Source organism: Neorhizobium sp. P1_A6 (assembly GCF_056406795.1).
In genome coordinates, this window is record NZ_JBFTZM010000006.1 from 14,555 (window position 1) to 34,748 (window position 20,194).

The 20,194-nt window shown below is 61.5% G+C and carries 20 protein-coding genes; 10 read left to right on the forward strand and 10 right to left on the reverse strand.

Going from position 1 to position 20,194, the window contains the following annotated elements; genetic code table 11:
- Positions 1–12 precede the first annotated feature (12 nt).
- From AC1D3C_RS13740 to AC1D3C_RS13760, 5 genes are all read right to left on the reverse strand, one after another.
- Positions 13–411 carry a proton-translocating transhydrogenase family protein gene (locus tag AC1D3C_RS13740; protein ID WP_038545252.1) on the reverse strand — a complete coding sequence of 133 codons (399 nt, stop codon included), beginning with the start codon at positions 409–411 and terminating at the stop codon, positions 13–15.
- The gene (locus AC1D3C_RS13745; RefSeq protein ID WP_477483266.1) at positions 411–1,676 is read right to left on the reverse strand and encodes a Re/Si-specific NAD(P)(+) transhydrogenase subunit alpha; all 1,266 of its coding nucleotides are present in this window, start codon (positions 1,674–1,676) and stop codon (positions 411–413) included. The genes AC1D3C_RS13740 and AC1D3C_RS13745 overlap by 1 nt, the downstream gene beginning before the upstream one ends.
- Positions 1,677–1,762: 86 nt before the next feature.
- Positions 1,763–1,987, reverse strand: coding sequence for an aa3-type cytochrome c oxidase subunit IV (locus tag AC1D3C_RS13750; RefSeq protein ID WP_477483267.1), 225 nt, complete (start codon positions 1,985–1,987; stop codon positions 1,763–1,765).
- Between the two features lie 189 nt (positions 1,988–2,176).
- Positions 2,177–2,935: an N-acyl amino acid synthase FeeM domain-containing protein gene (locus tag AC1D3C_RS13755; RefSeq protein ID WP_038545257.1), complete on the reverse strand. Its 759-nt coding sequence runs from the start codon at positions 2,933–2,935 to the stop codon at positions 2,177–2,179.
- 169 nt (positions 2,936–3,104) lie between these two features.
- The gene (locus tag AC1D3C_RS13760) at positions 3,105–5,426 is read right to left on the reverse strand and encodes a putative bifunctional diguanylate cyclase/phosphodiesterase (protein WP_038549606.1); all 2,322 of its coding nucleotides are present in this window, start codon (positions 5,424–5,426) and stop codon (positions 3,105–3,107) included.
- A gap of 317 nt (positions 5,427–5,743) precedes the next feature.
- Between AC1D3C_RS13760 and AC1D3C_RS13765 the strand changes: the two genes are divergently transcribed.
- The 3 genes from AC1D3C_RS13765 to AC1D3C_RS13775 all read left to right on the forward strand — a co-directional run bounded on the left by AC1D3C_RS13765 (position 5,744) and on the right by AC1D3C_RS13775 (position 9,119).
- Positions 5,744–6,283 (forward strand): TRAP transporter small permease subunit, encoded by a 540-nt coding sequence (locus AC1D3C_RS13765; RefSeq protein ID WP_038545260.1) that lies wholly within the window; start codon positions 5,744–5,746, stop codon positions 6,281–6,283.
- Positions 6,284–6,310: 27 nt separating this feature from the next.
- Positions 6,311–7,813, forward strand: coding sequence for a TRAP transporter large permease (locus tag AC1D3C_RS13770; protein WP_477483268.1), 1,503 nt, complete (start codon positions 6,311–6,313; stop codon positions 7,811–7,813).
- A 379-nt stretch (positions 7,814–8,192) separates the two neighbouring features.
- The gene (locus AC1D3C_RS13775) at positions 8,193–9,119 is read left to right on the forward strand and encodes an FkbM family methyltransferase (protein WP_477483269.1); all 927 of its coding nucleotides are present in this window, start codon (positions 8,193–8,195) and stop codon (positions 9,117–9,119) included.
- Between the two features lie 83 nt (positions 9,120–9,202).
- Here AC1D3C_RS13775 and AC1D3C_RS13780 read toward each other — a convergent pair whose 3' ends face one another.
- Positions 9,203–10,309: a TRAP transporter substrate-binding protein gene (locus AC1D3C_RS13780; protein WP_038545268.1), complete on the reverse strand. Its 1,107-nt coding sequence runs from the start codon at positions 10,307–10,309 to the stop codon at positions 9,203–9,205.
- Positions 10,310–10,615: 306 nt separating this feature from the next.
- Here AC1D3C_RS13780 and AC1D3C_RS13785 point away from each other — a divergent pair, with 306 nt between their 5' ends.
- On the forward strand, positions 10,616–11,389 hold the full coding sequence (locus AC1D3C_RS13785; protein WP_477483270.1) for a gamma-glutamyl-gamma-aminobutyrate hydrolase family protein: 774 nt from the start codon (positions 10,616–10,618) through the stop codon (positions 11,387–11,389).
- A gap of 62 nt (positions 11,390–11,451) precedes the next feature.
- Here the strand turns inward: AC1D3C_RS13785 and AC1D3C_RS13790 are convergent, their stop codons facing one another.
- Entirely contained in the window at positions 11,452–11,907 is a 456-nt protein-coding gene (locus tag AC1D3C_RS13790; protein WP_477483271.1) for a MarR family winged helix-turn-helix transcriptional regulator, read from the reverse strand.
- Positions 11,908–11,965: 58 nt separating this feature from the next.
- Between AC1D3C_RS13790 and AC1D3C_RS13795 the strand changes: the two genes are divergently transcribed.
- A complete protein-coding gene (locus AC1D3C_RS13795) occupies positions 11,966–13,036 on the forward strand; it encodes an FUSC family protein (RefSeq protein WP_477483272.1) in 1,071 nt (356 codons plus the stop codon).
- Here AC1D3C_RS13795 and AC1D3C_RS13800 read toward each other — a convergent pair.
- Together AC1D3C_RS13800 and AC1D3C_RS13805 are read right to left on the reverse strand one after the other, a co-directional pair.
- Positions 13,033–14,055, reverse strand: a complete 1,023-nt coding sequence (locus AC1D3C_RS13800; protein ID WP_038545280.1) for a LacI family DNA-binding transcriptional regulator — start codon at positions 14,053–14,055, stop codon at positions 13,033–13,035. The two genes, AC1D3C_RS13795 and AC1D3C_RS13800, sit on opposite strands and share 4 nt — an antisense overlap.
- A gap of 109 nt (positions 14,056–14,164) precedes the next feature.
- On the reverse strand, positions 14,165–14,665 hold the full coding sequence (locus AC1D3C_RS13805; RefSeq protein ID WP_477483273.1) for a MarR family winged helix-turn-helix transcriptional regulator: 501 nt from the start codon (positions 14,663–14,665) through the stop codon (positions 14,165–14,167).
- An 83-nt stretch (positions 14,666–14,748) separates the two neighbouring features.
- Here AC1D3C_RS13805 and AC1D3C_RS13810 point away from each other — a divergent pair, with 83 nt between their 5' ends.
- The 5 genes from AC1D3C_RS13810 (at position 14,749) to AC1D3C_RS13830 (ending at position 18,598) form a co-directional block, all read left to right on the forward strand.
- The gene (locus AC1D3C_RS13810) at positions 14,749–15,540 is read left to right on the forward strand and encodes a creatininase family protein (protein WP_477483274.1); all 792 of its coding nucleotides are present in this window, start codon (positions 14,749–14,751) and stop codon (positions 15,538–15,540) included.
- A gap of 52 nt (positions 15,541–15,592) precedes the next feature.
- On the forward strand, positions 15,593–15,847 hold the full coding sequence (locus AC1D3C_RS13815; RefSeq protein ID WP_477483275.1) for a type II toxin-antitoxin system VapB family antitoxin: 255 nt from the start codon (positions 15,593–15,595) through the stop codon (positions 15,845–15,847).
- Positions 15,847–16,251: a type II toxin-antitoxin system VapC family toxin gene (locus AC1D3C_RS13820; protein WP_477483276.1), complete on the forward strand. Its 405-nt coding sequence runs from the start codon at positions 15,847–15,849 to the stop codon at positions 16,249–16,251. Before AC1D3C_RS13815 ends, AC1D3C_RS13820 begins: the two co-directional genes overlap by 1 nt.
- 183 nt (positions 16,252–16,434) lie before the next feature.
- On the forward strand, positions 16,435–17,553 hold the full coding sequence (locus tag AC1D3C_RS13825; protein ID WP_477483277.1) for a CobW family GTP-binding protein: 1,119 nt from the start codon (positions 16,435–16,437) through the stop codon (positions 17,551–17,553).
- Positions 17,554–17,611: 58 nt separating this feature from the next.
- The gene (locus AC1D3C_RS13830; protein ID WP_247135875.1) at positions 17,612–18,598 is read left to right on the forward strand and encodes a WD40 repeat domain-containing protein; all 987 of its coding nucleotides are present in this window, start codon (positions 17,612–17,614) and stop codon (positions 18,596–18,598) included.
- A gap of 398 nt (positions 18,599–18,996) precedes the next feature.
- Here the strand turns inward: AC1D3C_RS13830 and AC1D3C_RS13835 are convergent, their stop codons facing one another.
- Positions 18,997–20,154 carry a GGDEF domain-containing protein gene (locus tag AC1D3C_RS13835; protein WP_477483278.1) on the reverse strand — a complete coding sequence of 386 codons (1,158 nt, stop codon included), beginning with the start codon at positions 20,152–20,154 and terminating at the stop codon, positions 18,997–18,999.
- Positions 20,155–20,194: the final 40 nt, after the last annotated feature.

The window sequence follows — 20,194 nt, forward strand, 5'->3', positions numbered from 1 at the left end:
GTATCCGAACCCTCAGCGATCTTTTTTCTTGTACATGGCGAGCATCCGGCTGGTCACCAGGAAGCCGCCGAAGATGTTCACCGAAACGAGCACCAGCGCCACGAAACCGAAGCCGGTCGCAAAGCCGCTCGCCGATATGCCGACCGCAAGTAGCGCGCCGACGACGATAACCGAAGAGATCGCGTTGGTGACCGCCATCAGCGGCGTATGCAGCGCCGGCGTCACCGACCAGACCACGTAATAACCAACAAAGATCGACAGCACGAAGATCGCCAGCCGAAACACGAAGGGATCGATCGCCCCACCGGTTGCAGCACTCGCGGCTTCCGGCGCCTGGGCGGCAGCGCTCATCACGGCGGTCACGGCCTGATCGAGCTGTTCCAGCGCCTTGTCCATTGCTTCACTGGCCATCAAAGCTTCTCCTCGGCTGTGGCGTCCCCGCCTCTTTCGGCGTCAACGGCGGCAGGCTTTTTGCGGGCCCGGGCCGGTCCCGCTGCCGGGGCTGCGGTTGGCGCGGCAACAGGCGCATCAACGACAAATGCGGCCGCGGCCGCCGCAAAATTCGGATGCACGACCTGTCCGCCATTCGTCAGCATGGTCGCCTTGACGAGCTCGTCCTCGGGATTGACCGCGAACTCCTTGGTGCCCTTGTCGACCATGGTCTCGATGAAGGCGAACAGGTTGCGGGCATAAAGCGCCGAAGCGGAGGCGGCGATGCGGCCGGCGACATTGGCATAACCGATGACGGTGACGCCCTCGACATCCGCGACCTTGCCCTTTTCGGAACCTTCGATATTGCCGCCGCGCTCGACGGCGAGGTCGACCGCCACCGAACCCGGCTTCATCGAAGCCAGCATGGCCCGCGACACCAGTTTGGGCGCAGGACGGCCGGGAATGAGGGCCGTCGTGATGACGATGTCCTGCTTTGCGATATGCTCGGCAACCAGAGCCGCCTGTTTGGCCTGATAGGCTTCCGACATCGGCTTGGCGTAACCGGCAGCCGTTTCGGCCGCCTTGAATTCCTCGTCCTCGACCGCGATGAACTTGGCGCCGAGCGAGGCGACCTGTTCCTTGGCAGCGGGGCGCACGTCGGTCGCCGAAACCACGGCGCCGAGACGACGGGCCGTGGCGATCGCCTGCAGGCCGGCGACACCGGCGCCCATGACGAAGACTTTTGCGGCCGGAACGGTGCCGGCGGCGGTCATCATCATCGGCATGGCGCGGCCGTATTCATGGGATGCGTCGATGACGGCGCGATACCCGGCAAGGTTCGCCTGGGAAGAAAGCACGTCCATCGACTGGGCGCGGGTGATGCGCGGCATCAGCTCCATGGCAAACGTGGTGAGCCCGGCTTTCGCCATGTCCGCAAGAGTGGCCTCGTTGCCGTAGGGATCCATGACCGCAAACACGACGGCGCCTGGTCTGTAGGACGCCATCTCGGTCGCCGTAGGCCGGTTGACCCGAAGGATGATATCGGCTGAACCGACCTCGCCGGAACCGGCAATGCGGGCGCCGGTGGCTTCGAAATCCGCGTCGCGGACGCCGGAGGCAAGGCCTGCCCCGCTCTCGACCACGACCGAGAGCCCGAGGCCGATGAGCCGCTTGACGCTCTCGGGCGAAGCGGCGACGCGCGGTTCGTCGGAACCTTCACGGCATACAAATACGATCTTCGGCAAAGACTGTCTCCTCCCAGTCGATATCGCAAGGCGGGCGAAAGACTTCGCCCTGCCTCAAAGCCGGTGGCCGGGTTGGCCGAACCGGATCAACGCAGCAGGAAAACGCCGGCTATAGTGAGAATGATGAAGACGAGAAGGCTGCCGATGAAGCCCGCACCGCCGAAGAAACCGGCAGCCATGGCGATCATCAGGACGACGATCAGCATCGTGCCCCATTTCGCACCGGCGAGGAAGGCGTTGTAGGTCTTGTCGTGTTCCGAATAGTCCATCGGAGCACCCGTTTCCACCGGCCCGCTATGGTGATTGTCCATCAGTCCCGTCTCCTTCATCAGCCGCACGCGGTCCGCTTGATCAAAGCGTCGGCGCGTGCGGGAAAACCCGTGTCGACATCCGGAATCATGCCGTCGTTCGGCAGGATCGGCGTCTCTTCAGGCCTTACACAAAGCGGCAGGAAAGCGCAATGCCGCCACAATGGCTTCCGGTACGCCGGAGCGCGACCTTCAGGTGAGGTAGGACATTTCGGGGGAGTTCGGGCGGCCGGCGATACGGGCCGTCGGCAGGATGGTAAGCGGCGCGGTGTCGAAGTTCGAGGAGCGTGCAAACAGCAGGCGGCGCTCATAGGCCTCCGACTGGAATGCCGGGAAGCGCTTCATCATCTTGGAGCGCAGTTCGCGGGTCTGCGAGGCGAGCAGCATCAGATCAAAATCGTATTGCGGGATCCGCCGCGGCGGCACGACCGGCTGGGCATAGAAGAACCGGCGGTAAAATGCCGCATGCGCCGGACGGATCGGCTGCAGCACGCGGTCCGCATCGAAATAGATCGCCGCAACCGGCGTCAGCCGCACCGTCAGGTAGGGCATGGCGGAAAGTTCGCTGGCATATTCCGGCGCTATCGCAAAACGCGCCGAGTCGATCAGCGTCATACCGGCATCGAGAAGGCCGTTCACGGCTTCCGGGAAAATGCTGATCGACTGGCAGACCCGATGCTCCGGCGTGACGTGGTGGAGGCGGATCGTACTGACCAGTTCCTCGTCGTAATAGACGCCGAAGACATGCGCATTCTTGTCGAAGTCGATCTCGTCGATGAGCTTGGTCGCCGCGACCGGCAGCACGTTGTGTGTCTTGTAGGCCCTGTATCGAAGCCGGGCGATATCTTCGAAATCCTCGTTGCTCTCGATCCGTCGGTATTCGACATGGTCGAGGGTGGAGAGAAGCTTGGCTGAAAAGTTTCCGTCCGAAAAGGACTTATCTATTGGCATTGGGTTTTGTTCCATGGGCTTTAACCAAGGATTAACCCTAAAAGACCCATAGCCCGCAATGAATGATACGCGAATTGAGTAAAATTCTAAATGATATGGTTAACAAACGGTTAACGGACGTTTCCTAACGTCCCAAAACCGTTAACACTGTCCTGATTTTAAGCGGAGTTTAACGCGCCGCGGCCCGAAGAGGCGAGGCCTGTGCGCTTTTGGCACCACGTCGAACGGCCGAGAGCTTGGCCGCGGAAGCGCCCTCGGCAGCCAATTCGATGATCTTTTCGGAAGCCACCGGCATCGAAAACACGTAACCCTGGACCAGGTCGGAGAACCGATGGCGATTGACCAGCGCGAGCTGCTCCTTCGTCTCCACGCCTTCGACGACGATCTTGAGGCCGAGCTCCCGGGACAGATGCACGATGCCGCGCAGGAGCTTCAGCTTGCGCTGGTCCTCGACAATATTGCGGATGAACGCACGGTCGATCTTGACCACGTCGAGCGGCAGGGAATCCAGATAGCTGAGGCTTGAGAAGCCGGTGCCGAAATCGTCGATGGCGATCGTCACGCCGGTCACGCGGAACTGGTTGAGGATAGCGCTGACCGCCACCGGCTCGTCCATGAAGCAGCTTTCCGTCACTTCGAGATGCAGCCGCGACGGATCGACCGAATAACGCTTCAGCACGTCCGCTACGTAACCGACGATATCGTCGTTGCGCAGGTCCTGGATCGAGAGGTTGACGGAGACAGCCATCGGCTCCGGCCAGGTCGCGCAGTCGCGGCAGGCCTGATCGAGCACCAGATGGGTGATATGCGAAACGAGCCCCATATCCTCGGCCATGGGGATGAAGACATTCGGCCCGACCATGCCGCGCTCCGGATGGCGCCAGCGCACCAGCGCCTCGCTGCATTCGATGCCGGAGCCGTCGGGACGGTACATCGGCTGGTAGACGACATGCAGGCCGCGGTTCTCGATCGCCTGGCGGAGGTCGACGCGAAGCTTCTGCTCGTCGATATACTGGGCGTCCATCTCCGAACGGAACGCCGTCAGCGTGCCGTTGCCGGTCGATTTCGCATGGTTGAGGGCAAGATCCGCCTTGATCTGCCAGTTTTCCATATCGAAGTCCTGCGACGGCAGCACGACGCAGCCGCTGTTCATCGAAACGGGAAGGCGAAGTCCGTCGACATAATAGTCGCCCTGGATCTCGGCGTGAATTCGACGCACCTGGCGCTCCAGCTCGCAATCGTCGTCGCCGCCGGTCAGCAGCACGACGAATTCGTCGCCGACCAGGCGGCCTGCCAGCAGGCCGTCGGTCTTCATTGCCGAAAGCCTTGCCGAGATCGCCGCGAGCAACCGGTCGCCGATCACATGGCCGCGCAGGTCGTTGACATGCTTGAAGCCGTCGACGTCGAACACGGCGAGTGCGGCCAGGGCTTCGCCGCGGCGCTTCAGCTTCTTGGTGGCAAGATCCGCGAAATGACCGCGGTTCGGCAGGCCGGTCAGGGCGTCGAACCGCACCATGTGCAGCACCTTCTCCTCGGCGGCGAGACGGGCGGTGACATCTTCGAAGATCAGCACGACGCCACCGTCGGAACGGGGGCTGACCGAAAATTCGAGATGGCGGTCGTCCTTGAACTTGAAGAGCGCGCGTTCGAGCGAGCCGTCTGCGAGCTTGGAAAGCTGCCGCAGGATGGTTTCCGGCGCATTCTCCGCATCTTCGCAGAGCACGGCGGCGAAATCGCGGTCCTTGAGGTCGCTCTTCTTGTCGAGACCGAGCAGATCGCGGGCGCGGCGGTTGATCACCTGGATCTTGCCTTCGCCGTCGAGCATCACCAGGCCGTGGGAAATCGTCTTCAAGGCGATATCGAAGCGGCCGGCGATGATCGCCATCTTCCGCGAGGCGATGACGTTTTCATAAAGGAACTCGCGCACGCCGTTGGCCATCGACCGCGTGGTGAGACCGAAGGGGATGAGCAGCAGCGACATCAGAGCGAGATGCAGGTCCTCGGTGAACAGGCAGGCGATCAGGATCGGGCCGCAGCAGCCGAGCGTCTGGAGGTCGACGGCGATGCGCGAGCCGTAGTTGCGGCCGACGATCGACATCATCGAGCCGAGCGTCATGGCGATGCAGGTGAAGCCGACGAACGGGTTTTCGAGCACGAGCAGGGCGTAGCCGCTGGCGATGCCGAGCAGAAAGGCAGCCAGGAACGCCCCGATCACATATTGCTGCTCCCAGGCGGCGATGCCGTCATAGGTAAGCGACGCCTTGTCCACCTTGTCGAACCGCTGGAACCAGTACATGCGATAGGCAAAGACGGCCGCGAAACCGCAGGCGAACAGGAGATAGAATTGCGCACCGCTGTAATGGAAAACGAGCAGGCACCACAGGACGTGAACGACCACGCCGGTCCACAATGTGCCGCGATTTCCAAATAGCGACGTGACGAACGACAGATACACATCCGTCGACAGCGTCTTCGCTTCTGTCTCTTTCATCGGGTTCATCCCTTGTCTTCCGGTCGACACTGCGGGAAACCCTTTAAAAATTGCTTGTTCACGAGCCACGTAACCCCCTTTCATTGGGGGGTTCTTGAGAGTTTGCTGAACAAATTGACAACGAGATGGTTAAAATTTCTAGGAGGCAACCTTCGGCGCAGGCGCACCCCCTCCGGAGCCTGCACAAACACCCTGCGATCCCGGCTTTTTATAGACGAAAACCTGACTTGTTGGGACTTTCCTTTTCTTAGACCTTCGTTTACATCGCCATCCAAGAACGGGCGGGGTAAGAGAGACCTGTTGGAATTGGGGAAAGCATGGCTGCACTGTTGAAGATCAGCGGTCTCATCGATCGCGTGAGCGAAATCCTCGGCAAATTTTCAGGCTATATGGTCCTCGCCTGCACGCTCATCAGCGCCGGCAACGCCATCATCCGCTACCTCTTCAACTACAGCTCCAACGGCTGGCTTGAAATCCAGTGGTATCTCTTCGCCTTCATCGTGTTGCTCGGCGCTTCCCACACGTTGCGGCTGAACGAGCACGTCCGCGTCGACCTGATTTACGGCGCCGTTTCTGATCGCGCCCGGCTGTGGATCGATGCGATCGGCCTGATCGTCTTCCTCATCCCGGCCTGTCTTTACCTCGCCTGGCTCTCCTGGCCCTTCTTCTCGCTTTCCTTGGCGCAGGGCGAGGTGTCTTCGAATGCCGGAGGCCTCATCCGCTGGCCGGTCAAGCTGATCATCGTCGCGGGCTTTAGCCTGCTGGCGCTGCAGGGATTTTCCGAACTGGTAAAGCGCATCGCCGGCCTCATGGGCGTCCTCCAGGTCGATACGACCTACGAAAAGCCGCTTCAATAACAAGAATTTCGGGGGAATAAGCCGCTCATGTTCGAATACGGTATAATGCCGCCGGCAATGTTCCTTGGCATGATCATTTTCATGCTCTACGGGTTCCCTGTCGCCTTCTCGCTGTCCGCCGTCGGCCTGTTCTTCGGCCTTCTCGGCATCGCCACCGGCCATTTCGAATTCGCCTTCATGCAGGCGCTACCGTTCCGCATCTTCGGGATCGTCTCCAACGATCTCCTGCTCGCCATCCCCTTCTTCACCTTCATGGGAGCGGTGCTCGAGCGCTGCGGCCTTGCCGAAGACCTGCTCGAAGGCACCGGCAAGCTGTTCGGCGCCATTCCCGGCGGTCTCGCCTATGCGGTCATCCTGGTCGGCGCCATCCTTGGCGCGATCACCGGCACGGTCGCCGCCTCGGTCATCACCATGGGCGTGATCTCGCTGCCGATCATGCTGAAATACGGCTACAATCCGCGGATTGCGACAGGCGTCATCGCCGCATCCGGCACGATCACCCAGGTCATCCCGCCGTCGCTCGTGCTGATCGTCCTTGCCGACCAGCTCGGCCGTTCGGTCGGCGACATGTATCTCGGCGCGATCGGCCCGTCGATCCTGCAGGTGGTGATCTTCCTGCTGTTCATCCTCGCCATGTCGATCTTCCGCCCGAAGGACGTGCCCGCTTTGCCGCTGGAAGCCCGCGGTGAACTCAATGCGGCGCTGGTCTTCAAGGTCCTCTGGGGCATGATCCCGTCGATCGTGCTGATCTTCCTCGTGCTCGGTACCATCTTCATGGGCCTGGCCACCCCGACTGAAGCCGGCGCTCTTGGCGTCGTCGGCGCCATGGTGCTTGCCGCCATGCACCGCCGCCTCACCTGGGATCTGATCAAGCAGGGCATGCATTCGACCATGACGATCACCTCCATGGTGGTCTTCATCCTGGTCGGCGCCACCTGTTTCAGCCTTGTCTTCCAGGGCATGGACGGCGGACTGTGGATCGAATTCCTGCTGTCTCACGTCCCGGGCGGCGCGGTCGGCTTCCTGATCTTTGTCAACATCTTCGTTTTCTTCCTTGCCTTCTTCCTCGATTTCTTCGAAATCGCCTTCATCGTCCTGCCGATGCTGGCGCCGGTGGCGAACGCGCTCGGCATCGACCTGATCTGGTTTGGGGTGCTGCTCTGCGTCAACATGCAGACCTCGTTCATGCACCCGCCCTTCGGCTTTGCGCTGTTCTACCTGCGCTCGATCGCCCCGAAAAGCGTCAAGACCAAGGACATCTATCTCGGCGCCATTCCGTGGCTCGGCATGCAGCTCATCCTGGTCGGCATCATCATCTTCTGGCCCGAGTCGGTCACCTACTGGCTGGACAAGTCGCCGGACGTCGACCTCAATACGATCAAGATCGAAATCCCCGGCTTCGGCAACGGCAGCGGCAACCAGATGCCGAATTTCGGCTTGCCGCCGATGGACGGCGCTCCGGCCCAGCCCAGCCAGCAGGGACTGCCCGGCATGYCGAACTTCGGCCAGCCCCCGAAGATCAACCCGTAAGGGCGGCTTTTTCCGTCCAGTTGTCGCTAAGTATATTTCCGAAAAAGGAGGACAGGGTTGGCGCCCTGTCCTCCTTTTTATTATTGTCCAACAGTCCAGGCCGCTCCTCCTCCGATTTCCCCCGGCGACAGCGGCAAACGCAAGCGAAGACGTTGCTTGGAGGCCCGCGTCAAAGGCGTCTTTCGGCCCTTCCTCTACCGAAAAAGCGGTATGCCGGTGGAGGCTCGACGCGAAATCCTGTTGCCGCTAACACTTTGGTAGACGTACTAACCGGCTTACTGAGCGTATAAAACTTGGCGCGGGCGGCATCGCGCGCCGGGTTTGCCGTCGCCAGACCAGAACCCGGTTTGGCTGGATCGGTCGGGGGCACGACATGCAGATGAACCACGTATTGCCGAATGCGATGTACGTCGTGCGACGGTCGATCGATCGGACCATAGTCGAGCCGTTGCGGCGCAGACAGTTTGCCAGAGAGCGCGACGTATTCACCCATCGCACCAACCGGGGATACATCTTCAACCTCGATCCTGCACAAAGTATCGACGAGGCTATCTTCGTCGAAGGCTGGTTTGAGGGACGGTTTCTGGAATTCCTGCAAGGCCGCTTCGAGCCTGATGCCGTCGCGCTCGATATCGGCGCGAATATCGGCAACCACGCCATTCACCTCAATCGAGACTTCGCCGAGATCCATTGCTTCGAACCCAACCCCGACGTCTTCAGGCGGTTGACCGAGAACATTCGCTCGAACCGGCTCGATAACATCCGACTGCATCAGGCGGCTCTCGGCGATTGCGACGACACCCTCATGTTCCGCGAAAATCTCGAAGGCAACCTGGGCGCCAGCGGCTTCGTGGAGGATGACCGGCCATCGGGACATAGCCGTATCCTGCGCCTGCCGGTCTTCGAAGCGGACAAGCTCATCCGGCGCCTCGGAATAACCAGGGTCGATTTCATCAAGATAGATGTCGAGGGGTTCGAGCTGCGGGTTCTGAAAGGACTGCGTTCGACGATCGCCTTCAACCGGCCGATCGTGTCCTTCGAGTTCCACGGCCATCTCGCGGCACCAGAAGACTTCGGCAAGCTCACCGCCTGCCTGCCGGATTACCAGTTCTACGATCTGGAATATGCGCCTGAATCGGCTTCCACGCTGGAAAAGCTGAAATGGAACTTCCGCCATGGCGGCGCACCCGTTCTGAACCGGTTCGACCGTCCCGAGCCGCGCACCTACGAAAACATACTGGCATTCCCATCGCAGGATACGTTCAGCCGCTTCACGAACCGCCCTTCGGCCGCCCTTGCCATTTGAACCGATCCCCCGGGTACCCGCCAAACAAAAGCCCCGGATCTCTCGATCCGGGGCTTCGATATCAAGAACTGCCTGACCTGTGATTAGAGCTTGCCGTTTCGCTGCTGGATCATCATGAAGGTGTCGTAGGTATATTCCGACAGCTGCATCCAGAGATAGGCTTCCTTCTTGAAGGCGACCTGATCTTCGTAGACCTTCTTGAAATCGGCATTGGTCGCCGAGATGTCCTTGTAGACCTCGAGAGTGGCCTTGTAGCAGGCTTCGAGGATTTCCTGACTGAAGGGGCGAAGCGTCGTACCCTGCGAAACGATCTGCTTGATCGCCGTGGGGTTCTTCACGTCGTATTTGCCCATCATGTTGGTGTTGGCGAAAGCGCAGGCATCGGTCAGCGCCGCCTGATAGGCCTTCGGGAGCGCGTTCCACTTTTCCAGGTTGACGAACGCATGGATGGTCGGGCCGCCTTCCCAGAAGGCCGGATAGTAGTAGTACTTGGCAACCTTGTAGAAGCCGAGCTTGTAGTCGTCATAGGGGCCGACCCATTCGGCCGCGTCGATCGTGCCCTTTTCCAGCGCCGGATAGATGTCGCCGCCGGCGATCTGCTGCGGCACTGCGCCAAGCTTTTCCAGCACCTTACCGGCAATGCCGGCGATGCGCATCTTGACGCCCTTGAAGTCGTCGACCGTGTTGATTTCCTTGCGGAACCAGCCGCCCATCTGCGCGCCGGTATTGCCGGCGGGCATGCCGTAGATGTTATGCTTGGCATAGAATTCGTTCATCAGCGTATTGCCGTTGCCTTGATAGAACCAGGCATTGTTCAGCCGGGCATTGAGGCCGAACGGGATGGCGGTGCCGATCGCGAATGTCGGATCCTTGCCGACAAAATAATAGGAGCAGGTATGGCACATTTCGACCGTCGAATTGCTGACGGCGTCCGCTGCCTGCATGGCCGGCACGATTTCGGCGGCGGCAAACGGCTGAATGGTGAAATTGCCATCGGTTGCCGCAGCGACATGCTTGGCGATGTCTTCCGCGCCGCCATAGATGGTGTCCAGCGACTTCGGGAATGAAGACGTCAGACGCCAGGTGACTTTTGGGCTCGACTGCGCGATGGCCGGAGCGGCGAGCACCGTGGCGGCAGCTGCACCGGCGCCAGTCACGGCAGCCTTTTTGAAAAATGAACGACGATCCATGAAATACCTCCCAGTAAGACAACCGTAGGGCTTATCTGTTCCCACTCCCCCCGGTCCTGGGGCGAGGTAAACATTTTGGTCTAGCGGTTGCAAGCGCCGGAGCTAATATTCCTCAATGCGGGAAGGTCTTTTATCGTTAGACTTTCGTAGCGTCCCGCCGAAACTGGATTCACCAGACATTTCAAAGGGGCAATGCTTATTCTTTGGGCAACGCCCGACCCGGAAACACGCCTCCAACTTGACTTGAACCGGCCTCCCGCGGCACAACGACATCAGACGCAACAGCATGCTTCGTTGGAGAGCCTGATGCCGAAACCGATCGTCGCCCTGCCCGCCGATATCCGCCAACTGGATGGAGCGATCTGGCATGCATCGCCGAACCAGTATGTTCAGGCGGCGCTGAAAGTGGCGGACGTGATGACCTTCATCATTCCGGCTTTCGAAGAGGGCAACGAGACCGATGCCATCCTCGACCGCGTCGACGGCGTGCTGGTTTCAGGATCGGCGACCAACGTCCACCCGTCGCTCTATGGCAAGCAAGCGACCGACGGCGACGGCCCCTTCGATCCGGCCCGCGACGCGACCTCCCTGCCCCTCATCCGCCGGGCGATCGACCGTGGCATTCCCCTGCTCGCCATCTGCCGCGGCATCCAGGAACTGAACGTCGCATTGGGCGGCACGCTGGCGAGCGAAATCCAGGACCAGCCCGGCATCTGGGACCACCGCAAACCCGATGTGAAGGAGCGCGACGACATGTACGCGATCCGCCAGCCTGTGTTCGTTGCCGAAGGCTCCTGCATCGCCAATTATCTGGGCCTGGCAGGCGAGGTCCAGGTCAACTCCCTGCACCGCCAGGCGATCGCCGAAACCGCACCTCGTCTGAAGGTCGAAGCAACCGCCGAGGACGGCACGGTCGAGGCGGTTTCGGTCATCGACGCCAAGAATTTTGCCGTGGGCGTGCAATGGCATCCCGAATACTGGGCTGAAACCGACGCACCGTCGCGGGCACTCTTTCACGCTTTCGGCGAAGCCGTCCGCGCCTACGCAGCCCGCAAGACGCTGACCAACGTGGCGGCTTGACGCTCGCGACGTGGCGGCTTGACGCCGGCCAAGCATCAGCGTGAAGCAGGATATCGGGAAACCTACTCCTCGACCTCGCCCGGCCCTTCCCCCGCCTTCACATAAGCAAGCTTCAGCATAATCTGCGAAGCCTCGATCAGCGTTTCGCGCTCTTCCGGGCTGAGGCAGGCTTCGATTGCCTTTTCCAGCCAGGCGCGGCGGGCGCGGATATCCTCGGAAAGAACCGTGCGACCGTGAGGCGTCAGTGCCAACTCGATTTCGCGGCGGTCCTGCCCGTTGCGACTGCGGCTGATGAGGCCGTCGCGTTCCATAGCCGCGACGATGCGGGTGACCGATTGCGGTTGCAGCCGCTCCTCCAGCGCAAGGCGCCACGCCGGCATCGGCCCCAACCGATGAAGAGTGGCGAGCATGGCGATCGTCGACAGACTGACCGCGCCTTCCGCTCGCGCGGCGCGCAGCCGGCGGCCGAGCAGCAGCACGCTACGAACAATCAGAGTTGAGGCGTCGTCACTGGACATATGATACGCATTGCGTATTATTATGCCATTGCTCAATCGCGAGCCTGAGGGATGGCGGATGGAAAAGACATTCAATCACGTTGCCGAAGCCTTTCGCTGGTCGACGGAAAAAGAAGTGACGGCGATCGAGATCGTCGTTTCGGCGCTTGCCATAGCAGTGCCGGCGCTGCTGGTCGCAAGGGGCCATCACATGGGCCTCGGCCTCGTCGGCGGCATGGCGATGAGCGGAACCGTAGCGCATGGCAAGTTGAGGGTGCAAGCCGGCAGTGCGGGTGCCGCCTTCGCCACGCTGGCGATTGCCGCAGGGCTTGCCTGCCTCGTCGGCCGCCTGGGCATGGCAGGCCAGGCCGCGATGCTTTCGCTGGCGGCGATCGCCGGCATCGTCGGCGGGTTCGACCGGGCGATGGTGGCCGCGTCGATGCGGTTCGTCTTCTATCTCATCATGGTGGGCGGCATCGTGGCAACGACGAGTGCCGATCCGCTGCTGATCTTTACCGTCGTCATGAGCGGCGCGCTCTTTGCGGCGATCCTGCATATCGGCATGTCCGCCGTCGTCGATCGCATCCGCAAGCCTGAAGAAAAGCCGGTCGAAGCCAACCGTGCCCCGACCGCCAGGCAAAAGTTCAATCGGCTGAAACGCTCGCTGGGAGAATGGGCCGGCTGGCAATATCCGATCCGGCTGGTCCTCAGTCTCGGCGCTGTTTTGCTCGCGCACGCGCTTTTTCCCTCCCACGACGTTCACTGGGCGGCGCTGACGCTTGTGCTGCTGGTCGAGCGCCGGCCGGAGCGCATGCCGCGGAAGACGACGCAAAGGGTGATCGGTGTCATCTTCGGCGTCTGCTGCGCAGGCCTGCTTTCATTCCTGGCTCTGCCCGCCTGGGCGGATGTGCTGAGCATCGCCGTTCTTGGCGGCTGCCGACCATTCCTGCGGGCCAGGAACTATCTCGCCTATTCGATCGTCATGACGCCGCTGATGATGATGGCCATGGGCACAGCCGATCAGGTTCTGACGGCCGCCACATTATGGGACCGGCTCTACGCCACCGTCTTCGCCGCATGCCTGGTGCTGTTCGTCAATCGGATAGCGATCTTTCTGTGGCCGGAGACGGCGGTACCCGTCGCGGCCTAAACCCTTGGCCGGTGCACCCCGGTCGACTGGCGGATGCGCATTTCCGGCTTGATCAGATGGATGCCGTCCGGCTCGTGGCTGCCGGCAAGGCGGTCGAGCAGGGCGCGCGCCGCAAGCCGACCGACTTCCGTCTGGCCGTTCCAAACCGTCGTCAGCGCCGGTGTCGCGATCGACGCCTCTTCGAGATCGTCGTAGCCGGTGACGGAGATGTCGTGACCGGGCAGCAGCCCGGCGCGGGCGACGCCGTTCATCAGGCCGATCGCCACCAGATCGTTCCAGCAGACCGCGGCCGTCGGCTTCTGCGGCAGGGAAAGGAAATGCACCGCCGCCTCGAACCCGCCCTGCTTCGAACGCGGGCCGGGGATGCGCAGGTTCGGATCGACCTCGATGCCCGCTTTGCGCAGCGCGTTGACATAACCCTGGTAGCGGTCGCGACCGGTCGACGTCTGGTCCGTGCCGCCGATCATCGCGATCACCCGATGCCCGAGGCCGATCAGATGGTTGGTGGCAAGCGAAATGCCGTAGCTGTCGTCGCCGCGATAGGTCGGCAGTTCGACGCCTTCCATCGAACGGGCAACGAGGATGGCCGGCATGCCGTTCTCTTCCGCGAGCCTCATATCCTCGATCGGCGTGCCGATCGCCGGCGACATGATCACCCCGTCACCACCGAGCTGCAGCAGCGTTTCGATGAAGGTGCGCTGCTTTTCGACCGAATCGTAATGATTGGAAAGGATGAATGTATGGCGGCTGCGATCGAGCTCGCTTTCGATCGCTTTGAGGATTTCCCCGTAGAACGGGTTCATGATGTCATGCACCACGACGCCGATAATGCCGGAGCGCGAGGTGCGCAGGCTGGCTGCGCGGCGATTGTAGATATAACCGAGGGCTCTTGCCTGTTCCTTGATTTTTTCCCGGGTATCGGCTGCCACGAGCGGGCTGTCGCGCAGCGCAAGCGATATCGTGGCAGTTGAAAGACCAAGGCTTTCGCCAATCGTCGACAACTTGATCTTTTGCGCCATTTCCCCCACCCGCAATGGCCGGCATCGCTATCCGATGCTCGAATTAAACTTTAAATAAACAATTTAATTCCGTGCGACAATCCTGTAACGGCGAAAATCTGGAGGGAAATCAGCCCCTGTCGTCGGAGGACTCCGACTGAAGATTTTGTTCGACAGCCTTCAGGAGCTTGAGGAGGGTTCGGATCTCCTTGTCGGAGAGACCTTTTGCGGCGATCGAACCGCATTCGGAGACCGAGCGGCCGATCTGCTCGACGGTCTGCAATCCGGCTTCCGTCAGATGCACCTTGGTGAGGCGCCCGTCGGTGCCGTCGGCGCGGCGTTCCAGAAATCCCTGAGCTTCCATGCGGCCGATCGTACGGGTCATGGTCGGGGCCTTGACGCCGAGCCTTATGGCGAGCTGGCCGGGGGTCATTCCGTCCTCTTCCGCAAGAATCAGGATGACGCCGTCCTGGCCGGCATAAAGCCCGCTTTCGCCGAGGCTGCGGCTGAGTGCTGTGCGCATGGAGCGGGCGGCCTGGGTGATCGCCGGCGCAAGGTCGGTGGCCGAAAGGCCTTCCAATTCCTTCTTCTTGCCGGACTTGGCTTTTTTATCGCCCTTCTTCTTGCTCATTCGCTCCGCCCGTTTTGCCCTAAAGAAGTAGCCGTTATATCTGTGGCGCGCTATCCATATCGAAACCGGGAAACCACCGCCAGATGTCGCACCCTTCGCCACGCTATCATGACAATGATACGACACTTGCGTCCACAGAAAGGCGAGACTGGATCGCCGTCCTGCCGCTCGGCGCCCACGAGCAGCATGGACCGCACCTGCCGTTCGAGACCGACACGCTCATCGCCGAGGGTCTCATCTCGCGCCTGATCCCTGCCCTGCCCGCCCACCTGCCGGTCACGTTCCTGCCCGTGGAGCCGATTGGCTATTCGATTGAGCATATGGATGTCGCCGGTACGAAGACGCTTGGCTTCGACGAAGCCGTTTACCGCTGGCTCGGCATTGCCGCCGACCTTCACGCAAAGGGCATCGGCAAGCTGGTGCTGCTCAACGCCCACGGCGGCAATTCGCCGCTCATGACCATCGTGGCGACCGAGGCGCGGGTGCGGTTCGGCATGCTGGTCGTCGCCACGAGCTGGACCCGCTTCGGCCAACCCGCCGGCTGGATCGCCCCGGAGGACAAGGCAGTCGACATCCACGGCGGAGACATCGAGACGTCCGTGATGCTGGCGCTCCATCCGGATAAGGTCGATATGGCCAGGGCCGAAAACTTCCCGTCCCGCCAATCGGACTTTTCCCGCGACTTCAGACATCTGCGCGCCTACGGCCCGCACGCCTTCGGCTGGAAGATGTCCGACCTCAACTCCAAGGGCGTCGCCGGCAACGCCGCCGCGGCAACGGCGGAACGGGGGGAACTGCTCGTTGCGCATGCCGTCAGGGGGATTATCGAGCTGCTGCAGGATGTGGCGCGGTTTGATGTCGGAACATTGAAGTAGGAAGAAGCTACACAATGTGCGATATTAGGCTACACGCTTGAGGTAGCCGCGGATGACGCTGAATATCCGAAACGAAGAGGCCGATGCATTGGCCCGTGAACTGGCCCGTATCGACGGAACGACCATCACCGACGCGGTGATTTCCGCATTGAAGGAAACCATCGACAAACGCATCCGTCAGGAAACGCCTCGCGAGACCGCAACGAGAATCCTCACGCAACGCGGCCTTGCCTTCAAGGCGAACAGGCAGCCTGTACCGCCCGACGCCTATCACGATCTCGATCACCAGATCGGAGATGACGGCTGATGTTCGTCGATGCCTGCGCGATCGTCGCGATGATGGCCGGCGAGGAGACTGCGGAAGCCTACGAAACGGCGCTTCTGCAGGCAAATTCGCCTTTCACGTCACCATTGGCCGCTTGGGAAGCGATCATCGTCCTGTCCCGGCCGGATCAGTTGGATTGCCGTTACCGGGAGGCAGAAGGCGCGGTCGTTGAATGGCTGGACGCGCGGGACATCGAGATTCGCGAGGCCGGATCGCCTCGGAAGCTTTTGAATTATGCAGTCGCAGTCGCCGAGAAACACGGGATTGGGCGCCGATATCTCAGCAATTTTGACTGCTTTCATTATGCCTATGCGAAGGTGACCGAGCAGCCGCTTCTGACCCTCGACCAGCTTTTGCGCCAGACGGACGCCGAAACGAGGCCGTAAGGATCAAGCCACCGAGGCCCTCCACAACCGCTGCCGGCAGGGTAGCGGCCATACCCGGCCTCAGCTGCAATTCCGATGTGATCTTATAACATACAAACCCTTTGAACTCGTCCCGGCTTGCCCTTATATGAGACGAACAAAGCTTCCGCGCCGATCGGGCGCTCTCAAGTCCTCGAGGTTTTCATGACCGAAACAGCCACCGTCAAGCCCGTTCCCGTCACCGTGCTCACCGGTTATCTCGGCGCCGGCAAGACGACGCTCCTCAACCGCATTCTCTCCGAAAGCCATGGCAAGAAATACGCGGTCATCGTCAACGAGTTCGGTGAGATCGGCATCGACAACGACCTGATCGTCGAGTCGGACGAAGAAATCTACGAAATGAACAACGGCTGCGTCTGCTGCACGGTACGCGGCGACCTGATCCGCGTCGTCGAGGGCCTGATGCGCCGCCCGGGCCGCTTCGACGGCATCATCGTCGAGACCACCGGGCTTGCCGATCCGGTGCCGGTCGCCCAGACCTTCTTCATGGACGACGACGTGCGCGCCAAGACCGAGCTCGATGCGGTCGTCGCCCTCGTCGATGCCAAGCACCTGCCGCTGCGCTTGAAGGACAGTCGCGAAGCCGAAGACCAGATCGCCTTTGCCGATGTCGTCGTCATCAACAAGACCGATCTCGTTTCCTCGGAAGAACTGGCGATCATCGAAGACGTCGTCCGCGCCATCAACCCGACTGCGCGCGTCTACAAGACCACCCGTTCCGGCGTCGATCTCGCCCGCGTGCTCGACCAGGGCGCCTTCAACCTGGAACGCGCGCTCGAAAACGATCCGCATTTCCTCGACCACGGCTATGACGACCATGTCTGTGGCCCGGACTGCGACCATGACCATGGGCATGACCACCATCATCATGATCACGACCATCATGCACATGACCATGATCACGATCATCACGGCCATGATCACCACCACCATCACCACGGCGAAATGTCGCCGATCCATGACGTGACGGTGAAGTCGATCTCGCTGCGCGGCGGCGAGATGAACCCGGAACGGTTCTTCCCCTGGATCCAGAAGATCACCCAGACGGACGGCCCGAGCATTCTGCGCCTGAAGGGCATCATCGCCTTCAAGGGCGACGAGGAACGTTATGTCGTGCAGGGCGTCCACATGATCGTCGAAGGTGATCACCAGCGGCCGTGGAAAGACGGCGAAAAGCGCGAATCGCGCCTCGTCTTCATCGGCCGCGATCTCGATGTCGACAAGATCGAGAAGAGCTTCAGGGCTTGTGAGGTAGCGGCATGACGCCGAAAAGTGTGAAGCGGTTTTCGGACCACGTCATGCCCTGGAGAAATGCTGCCTGATGCCGACAGTCGCACCGCTTGATCTCGAAGGCCATGTCGTCGCCGCGCATTTCCTCGGCGACGTTCCATTCTTCGCCACCGCCGCCGGCACGATCCACCGCCTGGATGGCGGCGAGAAAGTCACGGAGGCCCATCAGGGTCTGCTGACCTGCATCCGCGATCCCTTCAGCGCCACGCTGCTGACCGGCGGCGAGGACGGCAAGGTAATGCGCATCGGCAGCAATGGCGAGGCGACCCTGATTGCCGAAGCGCCGCGCAAGTGGATCAGCGTCGTTGCCGGCGGCCCGCAGAATGCGGTCGCCTATGCGCATGGCAAATCGAGTTTCGTGAAGCAGAGCGACGGCACGCTGAAGGAGTTTCCCGAAGAGCGCAGCGTCGAAGGCCTCGCCTTCGCCGGCAAGGGCCTCAGGATCGCGGCCGCTCGTTACAACGGCGTCTCGCTGCACTGGGTCGGCACCAATGCGCCGCCGGTCGATCTCGAATGGAAAGGCGCCCACAACGCCGTCACCTTCTCGCCCGACGGACGTTTCCTGGTGACGACCATGCAGGAAAACGCCCTGCATGGCTGGAAGCTCGACGGCAAGCCGGGCGAAAACCGCCATATGCGGATGACCGGTTACCCGGCCAAGGTGAAGTCGCTCTCCTGGTCGCCGAAGGGCAAATGGCTTGCCTCGTCGGGCGCCCCGGCTGCTATCGTCTGGCCGTTTTCGGCAAAGGACGGACCGATGGGCAAGGCGCCGCAGGAACTCGGCACCCGCGCCAATATCATGGTCACATCGGTGGCCTTCCATCCGGCCGAGGAAGTGCTCGCCATCGGTTTTATCGACGGTATGATCCTTGGCGTCAGGCTTGCCGACGCAAAGGAAGCGCTTCTACGCCGGCCCGGCAAGGGCGGCATAACTGGATTGAGCTGGAGCGCCAGCGGCAAGCTCGTCGCCTTCTCCTCCGATGCCGGTGATTGCGGCGTCATCGATATCGCAGCCTGAAAGCTTGCAGCACGAATAACCGCGGCGGAAAAATCTCCGCCGCGGCCTGGTCCATGCGGGGATGGCAGCGTGTATGAAGTGGTATGGGTGTCAGGCTTTGCTGCCTGCCCGATCGCTCCGGTGTTTTCCGAAAGGCGGGCGACGGATGGTCTGGATCCGAAACCTTGAACCTTGCGGCGGTCGGCGCCCTGACGGCGCCTTCCTCACCTTTACGACCATCACCGGACGCCGGATGCTCTCCGTGGGATGCGACCCGGTTCGCGACCCGGCCCCTGCCCTGTGACGCGACCACTATAACCGCGCCGGCGCAGGCGGGGATGCCGCGGAACCATTTCCACGAGAATGCGCCTCAAACGAAAAGGGAATTTCCGTTCTCCGCGGCGAAATCGTCCCCGCCTTCACGCCGCCTGGCGGTCTTCCTCGAACGTATCGATGCCGTCGCGGCCGTTGCGCTTGCGCGCGTAAAGCGCCTGGTCGGCCCGCTGCAGCAGGGTTTCGAGATCGCCGGGGCCGCATATTTCGGTCGCCACGCCGATGCTGAGTGTCGGCTGCACGACAAGGCCCTCCATTTCCGCGAGGGAAGCGGCAAAGGCCACGCGGATCTTCTGGGCCGTCTCGACGGCTTTTTCGACAGGGCATCCCTTGAGGACGATCACGAACTCGTCGCCGCCCTGCCGCGCGAAGAGGTCGTGGCTGCGCAGGTGCAGAGACGCGGAGGATGCGAACCGCCGCAGCACTTCATCGCCGACCGCGTGCCCATGCGTGTCGTTGATCTGCTTGAAATGGTCGACGTCGATAAGCATCAGGGCGATCGGGCCCGGCTCGAGACCAGCATAGGAACGCATGAGCCCGCCGCGGTTGAGCACGCCGGTTAGGGCGTCGCGATCCGCCAGATAGGTGAGCTTGTTTCCAGCCCGTTCGGCCGCCATCAGATTGATGACGATGCTTCGCAATGCCAGGAAGGGCGCCGCCCAGAGCCCAAGCCAGGCATCGGCGCCATTGCCAGGGGCAAACAGGCCGCCTTCGCCGATCCAGCCCGTCACCGCCAGAAGGGCGCGCGCTGCAAAGATGGCGGCAGTCGGCATGTAGATCGCAGCGACCAGCCATGCCGACCGCAGCCTCTCCTGTCGCGCGAGGCGAATACCCTCCAGCATCACCAAGAGGTCGCCGAGAGCGCAGACGAGCGAGAAGATGGCGATGCGCGGCGCGGTACTGGCATCGTCACGCCACAAGAGGATCAGCGGCGCCGAAAGAACGGCAAGGATCAGCCAACTCAGGCCCCAACGGGCCGGACGGCCGCCGAAAAGCCGGACGGAGACGATCAGCAGCAGATAACCGACCAGGATCAGGTTGTTGCCGATCAGGATCGAGACGACGTCCGGCAACACGTTTCGCAGACCGACGCTGAACAAGCCGGCTCCGATGACGATGCCGCTGGCGCTCCACCAGAACAGCCAGCGTTCGAACCGGCCGCTGGAATAGGCGATCATCTGGACGATGCCCAGGACCGAGCAGGTTATAGCCGAGACGATATAAATCGTCCGCAGATCCAGCATGAAACACCCCCAATGGCGACGCGGGGCATAATAGCGTTGG

What these genes read in the sequence shown, in the direction of transcription:
- AC1D3C_RS13790 (WP_477483271.1), bottom strand. Translation starts at nt 11,907, where the DNA reads ATGTCCAGTGACGACGCCTCAACTCTGATTGTTCGTAGCGTGCTGCTG.
- AC1D3C_RS13785 (WP_477483270.1), top strand. Translation starts at nt 10,616, where the DNA reads ATGCCGAAACCGATCGTCGCCCTGCCCGCCGATATCCGCCAACTGGAT.
- AC1D3C_RS13830 (WP_247135875.1), top strand. Translation starts at nt 17,612, where the DNA reads ATGCCGACAGTCGCACCGCTTGATCTCGAAGGCCATGTCGTCGCCGCG.
- AC1D3C_RS13810 (WP_477483274.1), top strand. Translation starts at nt 14,749, where the DNA reads ATGTCGCACCCTTCGCCACGCTATCATGACAATGATACGACACTTGCG.
- AC1D3C_RS13805 (WP_477483273.1), bottom strand. Translation starts at nt 14,665, where the DNA reads ATGAGCAAGAAGAAGGGCGATAAAAAAGCCAAGTCCGGCAAGAAGAAG.
- AC1D3C_RS13825 (WP_477483277.1), top strand. Translation starts at nt 16,435, where the DNA reads ATGACCGAAACAGCCACCGTCAAGCCCGTTCCCGTCACCGTGCTCACC.
- AC1D3C_RS13800 (WP_038545280.1), bottom strand. Translation starts at nt 14,055, where the DNA reads ATGGCGCAAAAGATCAAGTTGTCGACGATTGGCGAAAGCCTTGGTCTT.
- AC1D3C_RS13775 (WP_477483269.1), top strand. Translation starts at nt 8,193, where the DNA reads ATGAACCACGTATTGCCGAATGCGATGTACGTCGTGCGACGGTCGATC.
- AC1D3C_RS13820 (WP_477483276.1), top strand. Translation starts at nt 15,847, where the DNA reads ATGTTCGTCGATGCCTGCGCGATCGTCGCGATGATGGCCGGCGAGGAG.
- AC1D3C_RS13755 (WP_038545257.1), bottom strand. Translation starts at nt 2,935, where the DNA reads ATGCCAATAGATAAGTCCTTTTCGGACGGAAACTTTTCAGCCAAGCTT.
- AC1D3C_RS13750 (WP_477483267.1), bottom strand. Translation starts at nt 1,987, where the DNA reads ATGGACAATCACCATAGCGGGCCGGTGGAAACGGGTGCTCCGATGGAC.
- AC1D3C_RS13760 (WP_038549606.1), bottom strand. Translation starts at nt 5,426, where the DNA reads ATGAAAGAGACAGAAGCGAAGACGCTGTCGACGGATGTGTATCTGTCG.
- AC1D3C_RS13795 (WP_477483272.1), top strand. Translation starts at nt 11,966, where the DNA reads ATGGAAAAGACATTCAATCACGTTGCCGAAGCCTTTCGCTGGTCGACG.
- AC1D3C_RS13765 (WP_038545260.1), top strand. Translation starts at nt 5,744, where the DNA reads ATGGCTGCACTGTTGAAGATCAGCGGTCTCATCGATCGCGTGAGCGAA.
- AC1D3C_RS13835 (WP_477483278.1), bottom strand. Translation starts at nt 20,154, where the DNA reads ATGCTGGATCTGCGGACGATTTATATCGTCTCGGCTATAACCTGCTCG.
- AC1D3C_RS13780 (WP_038545268.1), bottom strand. Translation starts at nt 10,309, where the DNA reads ATGGATCGTCGTTCATTTTTCAAAAAGGCTGCCGTGACTGGCGCCGGT.
- AC1D3C_RS13740 (WP_038545252.1), bottom strand. Translation starts at nt 411, where the DNA reads ATGGCCAGTGAAGCAATGGACAAGGCGCTGGAACAGCTCGATCAGGCC.
- AC1D3C_RS13815 (WP_477483275.1), top strand. Translation starts at nt 15,593, where the DNA reads ATGACGCTGAATATCCGAAACGAAGAGGCCGATGCATTGGCCCGTGAA.